Annotated in this window: 12 protein-coding genes; 1 reads left to right on the forward strand and 11 read right to left on the reverse strand. The window is 64.7% G+C overall.

Annotation, left to right across the window (positions count from 1 at the left end):
• From HTA01S_RS24200 to HTA01S_RS24250, 11 genes are all read right to left on the reverse strand, one after another.
• A partial coding sequence (locus HTA01S_RS24200; protein WP_157572266.1) for a DUF4347 domain-containing protein occupies positions 1-1,828 on the reverse strand: 1,828 nt, incomplete at its 3' end.
• Positions 1,829-2,079: 251 nt separating this feature from the next.
• Positions 2,080-2,538: a dihydroneopterin triphosphate diphosphatase gene (gene nudB / locus HTA01S_RS24205; protein WP_068176605.1), complete on the reverse strand. Its 459-nt coding sequence runs from the start codon at positions 2,536-2,538 to the stop codon at positions 2,080-2,082.
• 64 nt (positions 2,539-2,602) lie between these two features.
• Positions 2,603-4,405 (reverse strand): aspartate--tRNA ligase, encoded by a 1,803-nt coding sequence (gene aspS / locus HTA01S_RS24210; protein ID WP_068176577.1) that lies wholly within the window; start codon positions 4,403-4,405, stop codon positions 2,603-2,605.
• Positions 4,406-4,456: 51 nt separating this feature from the next.
• Complete coding sequence (locus tag HTA01S_RS24215) at positions 4,457-5,137, reverse strand: DUF502 domain-containing protein (RefSeq protein WP_068176579.1); 681 nt, start codon at positions 5,135-5,137, stop codon at positions 4,457-4,459.
• Positions 5,138-5,150: 13 nt separating this feature from the next.
• The gene (locus HTA01S_RS24220) at positions 5,151-5,510 is read right to left on the reverse strand and encodes an FmdB family zinc ribbon protein (RefSeq protein ID WP_068176581.1); all 360 of its coding nucleotides are present in this window, start codon (positions 5,508-5,510) and stop codon (positions 5,151-5,153) included.
• 185 nt (positions 5,511-5,695) lie between these two features.
• Entirely contained in the window at positions 5,696-7,261 is a 1,566-nt protein-coding gene (ubiB, locus tag HTA01S_RS24225; protein ID WP_068176585.1) for a ubiquinone biosynthesis regulatory protein kinase UbiB, read from the reverse strand.
• A complete protein-coding gene (locus HTA01S_RS24230; protein ID WP_068176587.1) occupies positions 7,258-7,914 on the reverse strand; it encodes a ubiquinone biosynthesis accessory factor UbiJ in 657 nt (218 codons plus the stop codon). Before HTA01S_RS24230 ends, ubiB begins: the two co-directional genes overlap by 4 nt.
• 49 nt (positions 7,915-7,963) lie before the next feature.
• The gene (locus HTA01S_RS24235; RefSeq protein ID WP_068176589.1) at positions 7,964-8,941 is read right to left on the reverse strand and encodes a Tim44 domain-containing protein; all 978 of its coding nucleotides are present in this window, start codon (positions 8,939-8,941) and stop codon (positions 7,964-7,966) included.
• Between the two features lie 34 nt (positions 8,942-8,975).
• Entirely contained in the window at positions 8,976-9,707 is a 732-nt protein-coding gene (gene ubiE, locus HTA01S_RS24240; protein WP_068176592.1) for a bifunctional demethylmenaquinone methyltransferase/2-methoxy-6-polyprenyl-1,4-benzoquinol methylase UbiE, read from the reverse strand.
• A gap of 17 nt (positions 9,708-9,724) precedes the next feature.
• A complete protein-coding gene (locus HTA01S_RS24245) occupies positions 9,725-10,138 on the reverse strand; it encodes a gamma-butyrobetaine hydroxylase-like domain-containing protein (protein ID WP_068176595.1) in 414 nt (137 codons plus the stop codon).
• A 26-nt stretch (positions 10,139-10,164) separates the two neighbouring features.
• A complete protein-coding gene (locus tag HTA01S_RS24250) occupies positions 10,165-14,058 on the reverse strand; it encodes a DUF3683 domain-containing protein (protein ID WP_068176599.1) in 3,894 nt (1,297 codons plus the stop codon).
• 175 nt (positions 14,059-14,233) lie between these two features.
• Here HTA01S_RS24250 and ugpB point away from each other — a divergent pair, with 175 nt between their 5' ends.
• Positions 14,234-15,550 (forward strand): sn-glycerol-3-phosphate ABC transporter substrate-binding protein UgpB, encoded by a 1,317-nt coding sequence (gene ugpB, locus HTA01S_RS24255; RefSeq protein ID WP_068176602.1) that lies wholly within the window; start codon positions 14,234-14,236, stop codon positions 15,548-15,550.
• Positions 15,551-15,605 lie beyond the last annotated feature (55 nt).

A 15,605-nucleotide genomic window follows, 5' to 3' on the forward strand; every position in this document is an offset into this window, starting at 1 on the left:
CTGGCGTGACCGTGATCGACACCGTGGCCGTGCTGGTGCCCCCATCGGCATCGGTGATGGTGTAGGTAAAACTGTCCGTGCCGTTGAAGTTGACGTCGGGTGTGTAGGTGAAACTGCCGTTGGTGTTGACCACCACCGTGCCGTTGGCTGGATTGGTGTTGGCCGTGACCGTGAAGCTGTCACCATCGGGGTCGCTGTCGATCCCACTGCCATTGTTGGCAAACAGGTTGCCGTTGACTGCCGTGTCTTCACCCGTCGTGAAGGCATCGTTCTGCGCTTCTGGCGGACGCATGAGGACAAAGTCAACCCGGTTGACCAGGTAGTCGTCAGCGACGCCCGCGCTGTTGGTGGGGACCGTGAACACCATTCGGTCAAACGGAACCCCGCCGGCGTCCATCGTGAACGGGCCTTCCGTTGTGTCGTTGCCTGCGCCCACACCTCGCGTCCAGGTTCCAACCAGGGTTCCGCCCTGGTACAGATTCACCACGGCAGATTCGGTGGAGTTCTGCCAGGCCAACCAGACATCTGCGCTGGTCACCTGTCCGTCGAAGGTGATCTCCAGGCGTTCAGCTTGTCCATTCAGCTCACCGATTTCCCCTGGGTCCCCATTGAATTGCGCGCCCGACACCCCGAAGCCTGGGGGGTTCCCCGTCAGCACGGCAACCGTTCCCGGCGTGCCGTCGAGGTTGTAGGCCGTTACCGTAAAACCCGAGCCGGTGCTGGTGACGTTGCTGCCCGTGATGGAAATCGTCGTGCCAAGCAGGCCTTGCCAGGCGGCCATGTCCAGAGCATCCGTCTCGATCTGACCGTCCTGGGCCTCGAGCACCCAGTCGCCACCCATCTCCGCAGCCCCGGTCGCGTCGGTGGAAGCGGCCACATCGGCTCCCGTCGCATCGGACAAGCCCTGCATCAGTTCAACGCCGGCCTCCGTGGATGCCACATCACAACCATAGATCAGGATGTCCGCATCGTCGCTCAGGGCTGCGGCGATCACATCCATTTCATCGCTGTAGTTGTTCGACAGGGTGTCCGTGTTCAGCGTGCCGGACCCCAGGAAGACCTGACCATCGCTACCGTGGCTGACGATGTGGATCGCGTCCACGCCCTCCCGATCCTGCAGGATGTCGGCGATCTGCTCGATACCGTCGCGATCCGGATCGAGCACATAGACCTCGCCGGGATGCGTGTCCAGGTATTCCGTGAGGTCTCCGGCCGCCGGATCAACAAAAATGATCTCCGTGCGCTCGGTTTCAACCGCCTCGACCATCTCGGTCTCGCTGACCACAGTCTCACGTTCATCGTCTGTGGGTTCGACCTGAACGGTTTCGTCCGACCCGGCATCGACCGGATCACCGGACTCGTCAGAACCGCCATCTGCCTCGACCACGGCTTCGCCGGCATCGGCATCTACTTCGGTGTCGGTCCCGCTGTCGTCGTCAACTTCGATCTCGTCGATCTCGTCGGTCCCGGATGCGGGTGCGGTCGCTGCCTCCACCTCGGGCAACGGGGTCGTCTCTTCAACACTCGGCTCTTCGGACACCACAACGGGCTCTGGCGCTGGGTCATCGGCTTCCAGCTTGTCCAGATCCTCATACAGTGCGTCCTGACCCGAGGTGGACTCACCCTGCGTCTCCACCAGGGTTGCCGACACAGCCGCATCGAACACGATGCGCTGCTCCAGCGCCAATTGACCCGCATGGGCTCTGGCCGGCACCCGTCGGGCCTTGCGCCCCGGGGACGTCTTGCGCCCGGTGGCGGCGGCGGTTTCCGCCGCGGCCACATAGGTTCCAAGGGTCTCGTTCCAGATCGATTTGTAAGATTTGTTCATGCTCGCTACAAACAGTTGCACAAGGCAACTTTCGCTACATTTACACAATGTAACTAAAGTTCTAGCAGCGAGCCTATCAAAAAAGAACCGGACGACAACATTTGAAGCCCAGGAAATCGGGGATTTCAACCGTTTTTCGTGAATTTCTGACGATCAATGCGCGATACGTGGTGTTTTTGAGGCCTAAACAACTCACCCATATAGCGCTTCCTGCCTCGCAGGAAAAACCTCAACCCCAGCCCGGCCGGGTATCAGCGGAAGCGTGCCAGCCAGGAAATGGCCTCGGCATTTGACGCTGAAAAACAACGGTCGGCCGCCTCGCTCCAAGGCAGCCACATCTGGGCCCGGTGCTCGCGCGGGCTCAACAACACCGGCACCGGCTGCGAAATGCACAGGCCAAACAGGTGCTCGGTGTTGCGCGTCACCCCCGGCGCGTAGCGGTGAAGCCACTGCGGGTAGATCTCGTAGACGTTTTCCAGCGCCCAGTCGGTGAGCACATGGCCTGGCGCACGCGCATCCAGGCCGGTTTCTTCCCACACTTCCCGCACGGCCGTGGCCTCGAACGGCTCGTCCGGTGCATCCTTGGAACCGGTCACCGATTGCCAGAAACCCGGCGCGTCGGCCCGTTCAATCAACAAGACCTCCAACGCCGGGGTGTGGATCACCACCAGCACGGACTGCGGAATCTTGAAAGGGCGGGACTCAACCATGGGCAGCTCGACAAAAAAAAGGGCGCTGAACCAGCGCCCTTCCATTCTGCGACCTCCCGAGCGATCAGGCGGTCTTGGCCAGATCCACGTTGCGCAAGCGGATGTGCAGTTCGCGCAGCTGCTTTTCGTCCACCAAGCTGGGAGCCTGCGTCAGCAGACACTGGGCGCGCTGGGTTTTCGGGAAAGCGATCACGTCGCGGATCGACTCGGCGCCGGTCATCAACGTGACGATGCGGTCCAGACCGAAGGCCAGGCCACCGTGGGGCGGCGCGCCATACTGCAGCGCGTCCAGCAAGAAGCCGAACTTGACTTGCGCCTCTTCGGGGGTGATCTTGAGCGCGTCAAACACCTTCTGCTGCACCGCTGCGGTGTGGATACGCACCGAGCCACCACCGATTTCCCAGCCGTTGAGCACCATGTCGTAGCCCTTGGCGATGCACTTCTCGGGCGCGGTGACCATCCAGTCTTCGTGGCCGTCTTTCGGCGCGGTGAAGGGGTGGTGCACGGCGGTCCAGCGGTCGGCTTCGTCGTCGTGTTCGAACATGGGGAAGTCCACCACCCACATCGGCGCCCAACGGGCTTCGAACAGGCCGTTCTTCTTACCGAGCTCGCTGTGGCCGATCTTCAGGCGCAACGCGCCGATGGCGTCGTTGACGATCTTTTCCTTGTCGGCTCCGAAGAAGATGATGTCGCCGTCCTGGGCGCCGGTGCGCTTCAGGATCTCGGCCACAGCCGCGTCGTGCAGGTTCTTCACGATCGGGCTCTGCAGGCCGTCGCGGCCCTTGGCCACTTCGTTGACCTTGATCCAGGCCAGGCCCTTGGCGCCGTAGATCTTGACGAACTCGGTGTAGGCATCGATCTCGCTGCGGCTGATCTCAGCGCCGCCGCGCACGCACAGGGCCACCACACGACCGTTCTTCATGGTGGCGGGCGCGCTGAAGACCTTGAAGTCCACATCGGCCATCACGTCCGTCAGTTCGGTGAATTCGAGCTTGACGCGCAGGTCGGGCTTGTCCGAGCCGAAGCGGTGCATGGCTTCGCTGTAGGCCATCACCGGGAACTCACCCAGGTCCACGCCCAGAGTGTTCTGGAACACGGTCTTGATCATGCCCTGGAACATGTCGCGGATGTCTTCCTCGGTCAGGAACGAGGTTTCGATATCGATCTGCGTGAACTCGGGCTGGCGGTCGGCGCGCAGGTCCTCATCGCGGAAGCACTTGGTGATCTGGTAGTAGCGGTCGAAGCCCGCCACCATCAGCAGTTGCTTGAACAGCTGGGGCGACTGCGGCAGCGCGAAGAAGTGACCGTCGTGCACACGGCTGGGCACGAGGTAGTCGCGCGCGCCTTCGGGCGTGCTCTTGGTCAGCATCGGGGTTTCGATGTCGATGAACCCGTTGGCGTCGAGGAACTTGCGCACTTCCATCGCCACGCGGTAGCGCAGCATCAGGTTGTTCTGCATGTAGGGGCGGCGCAGGTCGAGCACACGGTGCGTCAGGCGCGTGGTTTCGCTCAGGTTGTCGTCGTCCAGCTGGAACGGCGGCGTCACCGAGGCGTTGAGCACCTTGAGCTCGTGGCAGAGGATTTCAATCTTGCCACTCTTCAGGTTGTCGTTGGTCGTGCCCTCGGGGCGCGCGCGCACCAGGCCGGTGACCTGCACGCAGTATTCGTTGCGCACGTCTTCGGCGGTCTTGAACATCTCGGCGCGGTCGGGGTCGCAGACCACCTGCACATAACCTTCACGGTCGCGCAGGTCGATGAAGATCACGCCACCGTGGTCGCGGCGGCGGTTGACCCAGCCGCACAGCTGCACGGTTTGGCCCAGCAGGGCTTCGGTCACCAGACCGCAATAGTGGGAACGCATGGCCATGTCGGTACTTCTTTCAACAACAATTTCGCCGTCATCGACGGCGGGAAAACATCAAGTGGGGTTCGGGGTGGCGCCTGGGGTGGCCGCCTTGAACTGGGCATTTCTCGGACCACCGGGCACGATGACCCCCATGGACACGATGTAGGTCAGGGCTTCATCCACGCTCATCTGCAGTTCCACGCAGGCGCTCTTGCGCACCATCACGAAATAACCGCCGGTGGGGTTGGGTGTGGTGGGCACGAACACGCTGTGGAACTCATCGCTTCCGGTGGCTCCACCGGGCTGGCTCTGCAGCTGGCGCAGCACGTCACCGGCCGGTGTTCCGGTCAGGAAGGCAATGGTCCACATGCCCTCGTGCGGCCACTGCACCAGCAGCGCCTTGCGGAAGGCATTGCCCTTTTCGGAAAACAGGGTGTCGGAAATCTGCTTCACACCCGAGTAGATGGAGCGCACCACCGGAATGCGGTGCAGCAGCGCATGCCACCAGTTGATGAGCCGGTTGCCGATGATGTTGGAAGCCAGCGCGCCAATGGAGAGCACCACCACCACGGCAAAGATCACACCCAGACCAGGAATGTGAAAGCCCAGCCACTGATCGGGCTGCCAGGAAGCGGGCAGGATGTGCAGGGTCTGGTCGAGCGTGCTGACGACCCAGTCCAGCACCCACAGGGTGATGATCAGGGGCACCAGGACCAGCAGGCCGGCCAGGAGCCATTTGCGCAGTGACAACATGGCGCGCCGGGGTTCAGGTGGACGCCGTCGGCGGCGAGCTGGCCGCCGGCGCCGCAGCGGACGCGGCCGGCGTTGCCGGGCTGGCCGCTGCCGGGCTGGTGGTGGACTCGCTGGAGGGCTTGGCGGCGGCATCGGCCGCGCTGGCACCGTTCTCGGCACCGGCCACCGCGGGCGCGGTCGTGCCGCTGTTGCCGCCACGGAAGTCGGTCACGTACCAGCCCGAACCCTTGAGCTGGAAACCGGCGGCGGTGAGCTGCTTCTGGAAGCTGGCCTGACCACAGGCCGGGCAGATGCTCAACGGATCGTCGGACATCTTCTGCAACACGTCCTTGGCATGGCCGCAGGACGCGCACTTGTAGGCATAAATCGGCATGGCGGAACCTGTTGGAAAAGCGGGCACGGACCGGCAAGGGTCGTATCGCCGGCGGGTGTCGGGCCCGACCCGGCGGGCGCTGGCCCGCAGGGGGTATTGAACAAAACCCGTCATTATAAATTGGGGGCTGTTCTTTCAGGCGCAAGCCCCGGGCGGAGCCGGCGCCTGCCGACCACTGGCCCGCACTACCAGAGCCGCACGCGCAGCAGCACCTGCATCACGATCAGTCCGATCAGGAAACCGATACCGCCCCAGATGATCGCCTGCAGCAGCCGGTTGGTGCGGCGCTGCTCGGTCAGCAAGGTGTCGAGTTCGCGCCGCAGCTCGTGCGGACGGTGCTGCAGGAAGTCGTGCACCAGGCGTGGCAACGCGGGCAGCAGTTTGGCGTAGTGCGGCGCCTCGGCCTTGAGCTGCTCCAGCAGCTTTTTCGGGCCGATCTGCTCGACCATCCACTTTTCGAGGAAGGGCTTGGCGGTGTTCCACAGATCCAGCTCCGGGTCCAGGTCGCGGCCAAGACCCTCGATGTTGAGCAGGGTCTTCTGCAGCAGCACCAGCTGCGGCTGGATCTCCACATGGAAACGCCGCGAGGTCTGGAACAGCCGCATCAGCACCATGCCCAGCGAAATTTCCTTCAGCGGACGGTCGAAATACGGCTCGCAGACCGCGCGGATGGCGGATTCGAGTTCGTCCACCCGGGTGTCGGGTGGCACCCAGCCGCTTTCGATGTGCAGCTCGGCCACGCGTTTGTAATCGCGCCGGAAGAAGGCCGTGAAGTTCTGCGCCAGGTATTCCTTGTCGAACTCGGTCAGTGTGCCGACGATGCCGAAATCCAGCGAGATGTAACGCCCGAAGGTGGCCGGGTCGACGCTGACCTGGATGTTGCCCGGGTGCATGTCGGCATGGAAAAAACCGTCGCGAAACACCTGCGTGAAAAAGATCGTGACACCATCGCGCGCCAGCTTGGGGATGTCCACGCCGCGCGAACGCAGGGCGTCCACCCTGTTGATGGGCAAGCCGTGCATGCGCTCCATCACCATCACGTCGGTGTGGCAGTAGTCCCAGAGCATTTCCGGGATGAGCACCAGGTCCAGCCCCTGCATGTTGCGGCGCAACTGGGCCGCATTGGAGGCTTCGCGCAACAGATCCAGCTCGTCGTGCAGGTACTTGTCGAACTCGGCCACCACTTCGCGGGGCTTCAGGCGTTTGCCGTCGGCCGAGAGCTTCTCGACCCAGCCCGCCATCAAACGCATCAGGCTGAGGTCCTTTTCGATCACCGACAGCATGTTCGGGCGCAGCACCTTCACCGCCACCTCGCGTCCCCCGTGACGGCCGTCGCGCAGCGTGGCGAAGTGCACCTGGGCGATGGACGCGCTGGCCACCGGCACCTGCTCGAAGTGGGTAAACACCGCGTCCAGCGGCTTGCCGAACGCGCGCTCGATGGCTGCCACCGCCACCGCGCTGGGAAAGGGTGGCACGCGGTCCTGCAGGCGCGCCAGCTCGTCGGCAATGTCGGGCGGCAGCAGATCGCGCCGCGTGGAGAGCACCTGACCGAACTTGACAAAGATGGGGCCCAGGCGCTCCAGCGCCTCGCGCAGGCGCTGACCGGGCGGCGCGTTCAGGTTGCGACCGATGGAGACCAGGCGCGTCAACAGGCGGATGCCGGGGTGCCGGAAGCTGGACAACACGAGCTCATCGAGCCCGTAGCGCAGGACCACCCAGACGATAAAGGCGCCACGAAACAGGCGCGTCATGCCTGGTTTCCGCTACCACCCGGGGGGTTGCCGCCGCTGGCCGATGGCGCCACCGTGGACGGTGCTGCGGGTGCTTGCGCGGAAGGTTGCCGCGGCGGAAAACCCGCGGGCAAGCGCGCCACAAAGGCCTTGACCGCCTGCGACGCCGTGCGCGCGAAGCGGCTGATCGTGTGAGCGGTGGCATCGCCCACCACCCGCGAGAGGTCTTCTTCCACATCCCAGCGCACGTTGTCCACCAGCCAGGCCACTTCGGCGGCGAGTTGCACGTCGCCCTGGATCTCCACGCCCGGCTTGTCGCCCGCGATCACGCTCTGCGCCAGCGCAAACGGTGAGGTCTGGGTCAGGGTCACCGTGAGCTCGGCCTGCACATCGGCCGCCGGGCGTTCCAGCAGCCCGGCGGGCGTCGCCGCGATCGTGAGATGGAAGTCGCCCCATTGCATGCGCACCGGCTTGCCCTTCTGGCGCTTGAGGCGCTCCTGGGCTTGCGGTTCCTGCATCAACACATGGTTGAGAAACAGCACCAGCCGGTTCTGCAACTCATCGACAACCCAGTCGGGCGGACGGATGCTGCCCAGCAGGGACTGCAGAAAGCCCAGAGGAGATCGGCTGCCCGAGGCGGGGCCGGACGAAAAAACGGGGGGTGCATTTTTCATGACCCCCCGATTTTGACGGATAACGCGGGCCTCGCCCGCCACGGCCGCGTTATTGAAGGGCCTGCACCCCGGCCACCAACCAACCGCCCGGACCGCTCTTGGGCCGGGTGATGTTCCAGACCTCCCGGAAGGGGTTGGGGCCGGCGGAGACGTCTTCGCGAATCAGGCCGGAGAACTCCACGCTGGCCATGTATTCGTCGTCCAGCTCCTCGATGCCCAGCAACTGGGCGTCGAGCATGACCACTTCGGTCTTGTTCACGACGCTGCCACCGGCGCGCTCACGCTCGGCGAGCTGGCCCTTGATCTGCTCCAGCATGCCGTCGGTCATCATGGCGCGCAGACTGGGGATGTCTGAACGGTCCCAGGCGTCCTGCAGGCTGATGAAGTTGGCCTTGGAAGCCTTGAGGAAACCCTCGGCGTCAAACCCGGCCGGCACCCCCCAGGATTGCGAGCCGGCGAGGGCCGATCCGATCATGGAGCCGCCGCTGGAAGCCGACGAACCGGCATCTGCCGGCGCGGAATGGCGCTCCCAAGGGCGGGCGGACGCGTCGTTGCCCACGTTTTTCGGGCTGTAGCCGCGGGGCGTGGTGGCCTGAGCCGATCCTCCACCAGACACCTGGTAGGCCATGCCCGAGGCGGTGGTTGCCGGCCTTTGACGGCGCATGAACAGGCGGACCACGGCAATACCCAGCCCCACCACCAGGATCAGCAACAGCACCTGTGCAAAGCCTTCACCCAGGCCCAGCGAGGAAGCCAGCCAGGCCAGGCCAAGACCTGCCGCCAGACCACCCAGCATGGCCCCCCAGGGGCGCTTGGGTGTCGTGGCCGCAGCCGGACTGGCGGTTGGACGGGTGGTGGCGCTCTGAGCCGGCGCCTGCTGCGGGGTGCTGGTGGGTGCGGTGCTGCGCTGCGTCACGTTGCCCGACTGTTTGCCGAACGACAAACCGCCGCCCATGCGTTTGGCCGAGGCGTCCTGCGCCCCGATCGCCATGGCGCACACCAGAAGAATCGCCCACAACCTGCTCATTGTCCTGTCCCTTTATTGACGTCCAAACACCGAATCAACACTTGATGCCCATGTGCAGGGCCACCACACCGGCGCTCAGGTTGTGCACGTCCACGTGCCCGAACCCCGCCGTCTTCATCATCTGCCGCAACTCTTCCTGCCCCGGGTGCATGCGGATGGACTCGGCGAGGTAGCGGTAGCTCTCCTCGTCGTTGGCCACCAGTTTGCCCAGTTTGGGCAGGACGTTGAACGAATACCAGTCATAGGCCTTTTCCAGTGGCTTGGCCACCCGGGAAAACTCCAGCACCAGCAGCTTGCCGCCCGGCTTCAGGGTGCGATGCATCTCAGCCAGCGCAAGTTCCTTGTGCGTCATGTTGCGCAGACCAAACGCCACCGACACGAAATCAAAGGAATGGCTGGCGAACGGCAGTTGCTCGGCGTCGCACACCAGCGTGGGCAACACCACCCCCAGGTCGAGCAGGCGGTTGCGCCCTTCCCTCAACATGGCCTCGTTGATGTCGGTGTGCACCACACGGCCCGTGGGGCCCACTTTTTTGGCGAACGCCAGCGACAGGTCGCCCGTGCCGCCGGCAATGTCGAGCACCTGATCGCCCGGCTGGGGGTTGGCCACGGTGAGCGTGTAACGTTTCCAGACGCGGTGCAGGCCGGCCGACATGAGATCGTTCATCACGTCGTATTTGGGTGCCACCGAGTCGAACACGCTGCGCACGCGCTGCGCTTTTTCAGTTTCGTCGACCGACTTGAATCCGAAATGTGTGGTTGCCATGGTTTCCTCCTGTCCGCTCAGTGACTGCCGCAGGCGTGTCCGCCCTTCTCGGGCATCGGGGCATCGCGGTCCACGCCGGCGGCCTGCAGGCGGGCGTTGTAGTCGGCCCAGAGCTCGTCCTGCTTCACGCCCAGGAAATACAGGTAGTCCCAGGAGAAGATGCCGCTGTCGTGGCCATCGGAAAAGGTGGGCTGCACGGCGTAGTTGCCCACCGGCTCCAGCGCCACGATGCCCACCTCGCGCTTGCCGGTCTGCAGCACCTCCTGGCCCGGGCCGTGGCCCTGGACCTCGGCCGACGGGGAGTACACCCGCATCAGCTCGAAGGGGATGCGGAACTGGCTACCGTCGGAAAAGCCGATCTCGAGCACACGCGACTGGCTGTGCACCGTGATGTCCTGCGGGGTCGGGGTGTTTTTGTCGAGTCCTGCCATGGCTGTCTCCAGTTGGTTGGCGATGTTCAGACCAGCACGCGCTCGATGCCGCCCTGATTGGCGCGGGCGACGTACTCGGGCAGCCAGTCCTTACCCAGAATCTGGTTGGCCATCTCGACCACGATGTAGTCGGCCTCCAGCAGGCCATTGTTCAGGTCGTCGGTGTAGCGCGACAGGCCCTGCAGACAGCTCGGGCAGGAGGTCAGCATCTTGATGTTGGCCTTCTCGCCCACGGTGCCGGCGGCACGCAGAGCGGCTTCGCCCTTCTTGATTTCTTCTTCCTTGCGGAAGCGGATCTGCGTGGAGATGTCGGGCCGGGTCACGCCCAGCGTGCCGCTCTCACCGCAGCAGCGTTTGCTCTCGATCACCTTGTCGCCCATCAGACCCTTGACGGTTTTCATCGGGTCCTGCAGCTTCATGGGCGTGTGGCAAGGGTCGTGGTAGAGGTAACCGCCCTGCCCAGCCGGCAGCGTGATGCCTTTTTCGAGCAGGTACTCGTGGATGTCGATGATGCGGCAGCCAGGGAAGATCTTGTCGAATTCGTAACCCTGCAACTGGTCGTAGCAGGTGCCGCAGCTCACCACCACGGTCTTGATGTCCAGGTAGTTCAGCGTGTTGGCCACACGGTGGAACAGCACCCGGTTGTCGGTGATGATCTTCTCGGCCTTGTCGAATTGGCCCGAGCCGCGCTGCGGGTAGCCGCAGCACAAATAGCCCGGCGGCAGCACGGTCTGCACGCCCGCGTGCCAGAGCATGGCCTGCGTGGCCAGCCCCACCTGGCTGAACAGGCGCTCCGAGCCGCAGCCGGGGAAATAGAACACCGCCTCGGTCTCGGCCGTGGTGCCCACCGGGTTGCGGATGATGGGCACGTAGTCCTTGTCCTCGATGTCCAGCAGCGCGCGCGCCGTCTTTTTGGGCAGGCCGCCCGGCATCTTCTTGTTGATGAAGTGGATCACCTGCTCTTTGATCGGCGCGGGGCCCAGCGTGGCCGGCGGCGCGCTGGTCTGCCTGCGCGCGGCGATCTTCATCACGTTGTTGGCCAGCCGCTGCGCCTTGAACCCGACGCCCACCATGGCCGAGCGCATGAATTTAATGGTCTCGGGGTTGGTGGCGTTCAGGAAGAACATGGCCGCGGCGTTGCCCGGGCGGAAGCTCTTCTGGCCCATCTTGCGCAGCAGGTTGCGCATGTTCATGGTCACGTCGCCGAAGTCGATCTTGACCGGGCACGGGCTCAGACACCTGTGGCAGACCGTGCAGTGGTCGGCCACGTCTTCGAACTCTTCCCAGTGCTTGATGCTGATGCCACGGCGCGTCTGTTCTTCGTACAGAAAGGCTTCGACCAGCAGCGAGGTCGCCAGGATCTTGTTGCGCGGGCTGTAGAGCAGGTTGGCGCGCGGCACGTGCGTGGCGCAGACCGGCTTGCACTTGCCGCAGCGCAGGCAGTCCTTGACCGAATCGGCGATGGCGCCGATGTCGCTCTGCTGCATGATCAGCGACTCGTGGCCCATCAGGCCGAAGCTGGGCGTGTAGGCGTTGGAGAGATCCGCGCTGCGCAGGCTGCTGTCCTCAGCGAGGCCTTTCACGCCCGACAGGTCGCGAATCAGCTTGCCCTTGTTGAAGCGGCCCTCCGGATCCACCTTGGCCTTGTACTCGGCAAAGGGGCGCAGCTCGTCGTCGGTCAGGAACTCCAGCTTGGTGATGCCGATGCCGTGTTCGCCCGAGATCACACCGTCCAGGCTGCGCGCCAGCACCATGATGCGGCCCACCGCTTCGTGCGCGGTCTGCAGCATCTCGTAGTCGTCGCTGTTGACGGGGATGTTGGTGTGCACGTTGCCGTCGCCGGCGTGCATGTGCAGCGCCACCCAGACCCGGCCCTTGAGCACGCGCTGGTGGATGGCCGTGCATTCGGCCAGGATCGGGCCGAACGCCGCACCGGTGAAGATGCCTTGCAGGGGCGCGCGGATCTGCGTCTTCCAGCTCGCGCGCAGGCGGTGGTCCTGCAGCTGCGGGAACAGCGTGTCCACGTCGCGCAGCCAGCCGGCCCAGAGCGAGCGCACCTCGCGCACCAGCGCCAGCGCCTGCTGCACGCGGTCTTCCAGCAGCTCGGCGCTGGGGATGTCGTTGGCGTCGTCGGTCTTGCCCAGCGGCAACTGGCCGCGGGTGAAGAAAGCTTCCAGCGCCTCGCAGAGCTTGAGCTTGTTGCGCAGCGAGAGCTCGATGTTGATGCGCTCGATGCCTTCGGTGTACTCGCCCATGCGCGGCAGCGGGATCACCACGTCTTCGTTCACCTTGAAGGCGTTGGTGTGTTTGCTGATGGCCGCGGTGCGCTTGCGGTCGAGCCAAAACTTCTTGCGCGCCTCGGCGCTGATCGCCACGAAGCCTTCGCCGCTGCGGCCGTTGGCCAGGCGGATCACCTCACTGGTGGCGCGGGCCACGGCGTCGGCGTCGTCGCCCACGATGTCGCCCACCAGCACCATCTTGGGCAGGGTGCCACGCTTGCTCTTGGTGGCGTAGCCCACGGCCTTCAGGTAACGGTCATCCAGATGCTCCAGTCCGGCCAGGATGGCGCCGCCCGGGCGCTTCATCTCGGCAAACATGAAGTCCTTGATGTCCACGATGGACGGCACACAGTCCTTGGGGTTGCCGAAGAACTCCAGGCACACGGTGCGCACGTGCTCGGGCATGCGGTGCACCAGCCAGCGCGCGCTGGTGATCAGGCCGTCGCAGCCTTCTTTCTGAATGCCCGGCAGGCCGGCGAGGAACTTGTCGGTCACGTCCTTGCCCAGGCCTTCCTTGCGGAAGGTCGAGCCGGGGATCACCAGCTGTTCGGTGCGCACCAGCGTCTTGCCGTTGGCCTCGAAGTACTTGAGCTCGAAAGTGGCGACTTCGGCGTCGTGGATCTTGCCGCGGTTGTGGTCCAGGCGCGTGACTTCGAGCCACTGCGCCTGCGGCGTCACCATGCGCCAGCTCACCAGATTGTCGAGCGCCGTGCCCCAGAGCACGGCCTTCTTGCCCCCCGCGTTCATGGCGATGTTGCCACCCACGCACGAAGCTTCGGCCGAGGTCGGGTCCACCGCGAACACATGGCCGGCGCGCTCTGCCGCATCGGCCACGCGCTGCGTCACCACGCCGGCTTCGGTCCAGATCGTGGGCAGCGGCTCGGCGTGGCCGGGCACGGTCACGAACTCCACCTCGGTCATGGTTTCGAGCTTTTCGGTGTTGATCACCGCGCTCTTCCAGGTCAGCGGGATCGCACCGCCGGTGTAGCCGGTGCCGCCGCCACGCGGCACGATGGTCAGGCCGAGTTCGAAGCAGCCACGCACCAGCTCGGCCATCTCGGCTTCGGTGTCGGGGGTGAGCACCACGAACGGGTATTCCACGCGCCAATCGGTCGCATCGGTCACATGCGAGACACGCGAGAGACCGTCGAACTTGATGTTGTCCTTGGCCGTCAGCCGGCGCAGCGCCTTGGTGGCGCGCTGGCGCAAGGCGGCCATGTCCTCGAACGAGCGGGCGAAGCTGTCGACCGCGGCCCGGGCGGCGCTGAGCAGCTCGGCCACCAGGGTGTCGCGCGCGGCATCGTCCTGTGGCGTGCGCCGCTTCTGCACCTCGCCCAGGCGGTGGTGCAAAGCATCCACCAGCGCGGCGCGGCGTTTGGGGTTGTCCAGCAGGTCGTCCTGCAGATAGGGGTTGCGCTGCACCACCCAGATGTCGCCCAGCACCTCGTACAACATGCGAGCGGAACGCCCGGTGCGGCGCTCGGCGCGCAACTCGTCCAGCAGCCCCCAGGCCCGCTCGCCCAACAACCGAAGCACGATTTCCCGGTCCGAAAAGGAGGTGTAGTTGTACGGAATCTCGCGCAGGCGTGGCGCGTCGTCGGCGGTGGTAACGAGGAGCGAAAGCGGCGTGGGAGCGTTCATTGTGTGGCAGTCGCCAGCATGACAGTACGGAACCCAAGATGGTACCGCAGCGCAACAAACACCCTCCCCCTTCGTGGAAACCCCTGTTGTCACGTCATGGAAACGCATGTGCAATGGTTTTGTCACACGGAGCCGATACCCTGCGGCCTTCCGTACGTCCCAAAAGGAGTCCTTCATGCGCAAACCCTTCATCCCTCTCTCCGGCCTGCTGGCCCTCGCCACCCTCATGAGCGGCCCTGCCCACGCGCAGACCGAAATCCAGTGGTGGCATTCCATGACCGGCGGCCTCAACGACTGGGTGATCGACCTCGCCAACGGCTTCAACGCCAGCCAGAAGGAATTCAAGGTCGTGCCCACCTACAAGGGCACCTACGACGAAACCATGCCGGCGGCCGTGGCGGCCTTCCGCGCGGGCAACGCGCCGCACATCCTGCAGGTCTACGAGGTCGGCACCGCGACCATGATGGCCGCCAAAGGCGCCATCGTGCCGGTGGGCAAGGTGCTGGCCGATGCCGGCTACACGTTCGACCCCAAGGCCTACATCCCCGCGGTGGTGGGTTACTACACCGCCCCCAATGGCCAGATGCTGAGCTTCCCGCTCAACAGCTCGACCACGGTCTTCAACTACAACAAGGACCTGTTCAAGAAGGCCGGCCTGGACCCCAACAGCCCGCCCAAGACCTGGCCCGAAGTGGTGCTGGCCGCCGCCAAGCTCAAGGCCTCGGGCGTGAGCTGCCCCTTCACCACCAGCTGGCAGGGCTGGACCCAGCTGGAAAGCTTCTCCACCTGGCACAACACCGAGTTCGCCACCAAGGGCAACGGCTTTGGCGGCACCAGCGCGCGCCTGAACTTCAACAGCCCGCTGCACGTGCGCCACATCGAGAACCTGGCCAACATGGCCAAGCAGGGCCTGTTCGTCTACCGGGGCCGCGGCAACGCCGCCGACGCGCCGTTCTACTCGGGCGAATGCGCCATGGCCACCGCCTCGTCGTCGACCTACGCCAGCATCAAGAAGAACGCCAAGTTCGACTTCGGCATTGCCCCGCTGCCCTACTACCCCGACGTGGCCGGCGCGCCGCAGAACACCGTGATCGGCGGCGCCTCGCTGTGGGTCATGGCCGGCAAGAAGGCTCCCGAATACAAGGGCGTGGCCGCGTTCTTCCACTACCTGACCAACGCCGAGATCCAGGCCAAGAGCCACCAGCGCACCGGTTACCTGCCGATCACGCTGGCCTCGTTTGAAGCCACCGAGAAGGCAGGCTTCTACAAACAGAACCCCGGCACCGACGTGGCCGTGAACCAGATGATCCGCAAGACCACGGACAAGTCGCGCGGCATCCGCCTGGGCAACTTCGTGCAGATCCGCGCGATCGAGGACGAGGAACTGGAGCAGGTCTGGGCCGGCAAGAAGTCCGCCAAGGAAGCACTCGACAGCGCGGTCAAGCGCGGCAACGAGTTGCTGGTGCGCTTCGAGGCGGCCAACAAAAACTGAGGCCTGCGGGCGGCCTTCGCTGCCGCCCCGCCCAGCGCGTTTGTTGACGGCGCGC

This window comes from Hydrogenophaga taeniospiralis CCUG 15921 (assembly GCF_001592305.1).
Taxonomy (GTDB): domain Bacteria; phylum Pseudomonadota; class Gammaproteobacteria; order Burkholderiales; family Burkholderiaceae_C; genus Hydrogenophaga; species Hydrogenophaga taeniospiralis.

Excerpts from the sequence above, each read along its gene's own strand:
- nudB (WP_068176605.1), bottom strand. The coding sequence starts at position 2,538 with ATGGTTGAGTCCCGCCCTTTCAAGATTCCGCAGTCCGTGCTGGTGGTG.
- aspS (WP_068176577.1), bottom strand. The coding sequence starts at position 4,405 with ATGGCCATGCGTTCCCACTATTGCGGTCTGGTGACCGAAGCCCTGCTG.
- HTA01S_RS24215 (WP_068176579.1), bottom strand. The coding sequence starts at position 5,137 with ATGTTGTCACTGCGCAAATGGCTCCTGGCCGGCCTGCTGGTCCTGGTG.
- HTA01S_RS24220 (WP_068176581.1), bottom strand. The coding sequence starts at position 5,510 with ATGCCGATTTATGCCTACAAGTGCGCGTCCTGCGGCCATGCCAAGGAC.
- ubiB (WP_068176585.1), bottom strand. The coding sequence starts at position 7,261 with ATGACGCGCCTGTTTCGTGGCGCCTTTATCGTCTGGGTGGTCCTGCGC.
- HTA01S_RS24230 (WP_068176587.1), bottom strand. The coding sequence starts at position 7,914 with ATGAAAAATGCACCCCCCGTTTTTTCGTCCGGCCCCGCCTCGGGCAGC.
- HTA01S_RS24235 (WP_068176589.1), bottom strand. The coding sequence starts at position 8,941 with ATGAGCAGGTTGTGGGCGATTCTTCTGGTGTGCGCCATGGCGATCGGG.
- ubiE (WP_068176592.1), bottom strand. The coding sequence starts at position 9,707 with ATGGCAACCACACATTTCGGATTCAAGTCGGTCGACGAAACTGAAAAA.
- HTA01S_RS24245 (WP_068176595.1), bottom strand. The coding sequence starts at position 10,138 with ATGGCAGGACTCGACAAAAACACCCCGACCCCGCAGGACATCACGGTG.
- HTA01S_RS24250 (WP_068176599.1), bottom strand. The coding sequence starts at position 14,058 with ATGAACGCTCCCACGCCGCTTTCGCTCCTCGTTACCACCGCCGACGAC.
- ugpB (WP_068176602.1), top strand. The coding sequence starts at position 14,234 with ATGCGCAAACCCTTCATCCCTCTCTCCGGCCTGCTGGCCCTCGCCACC.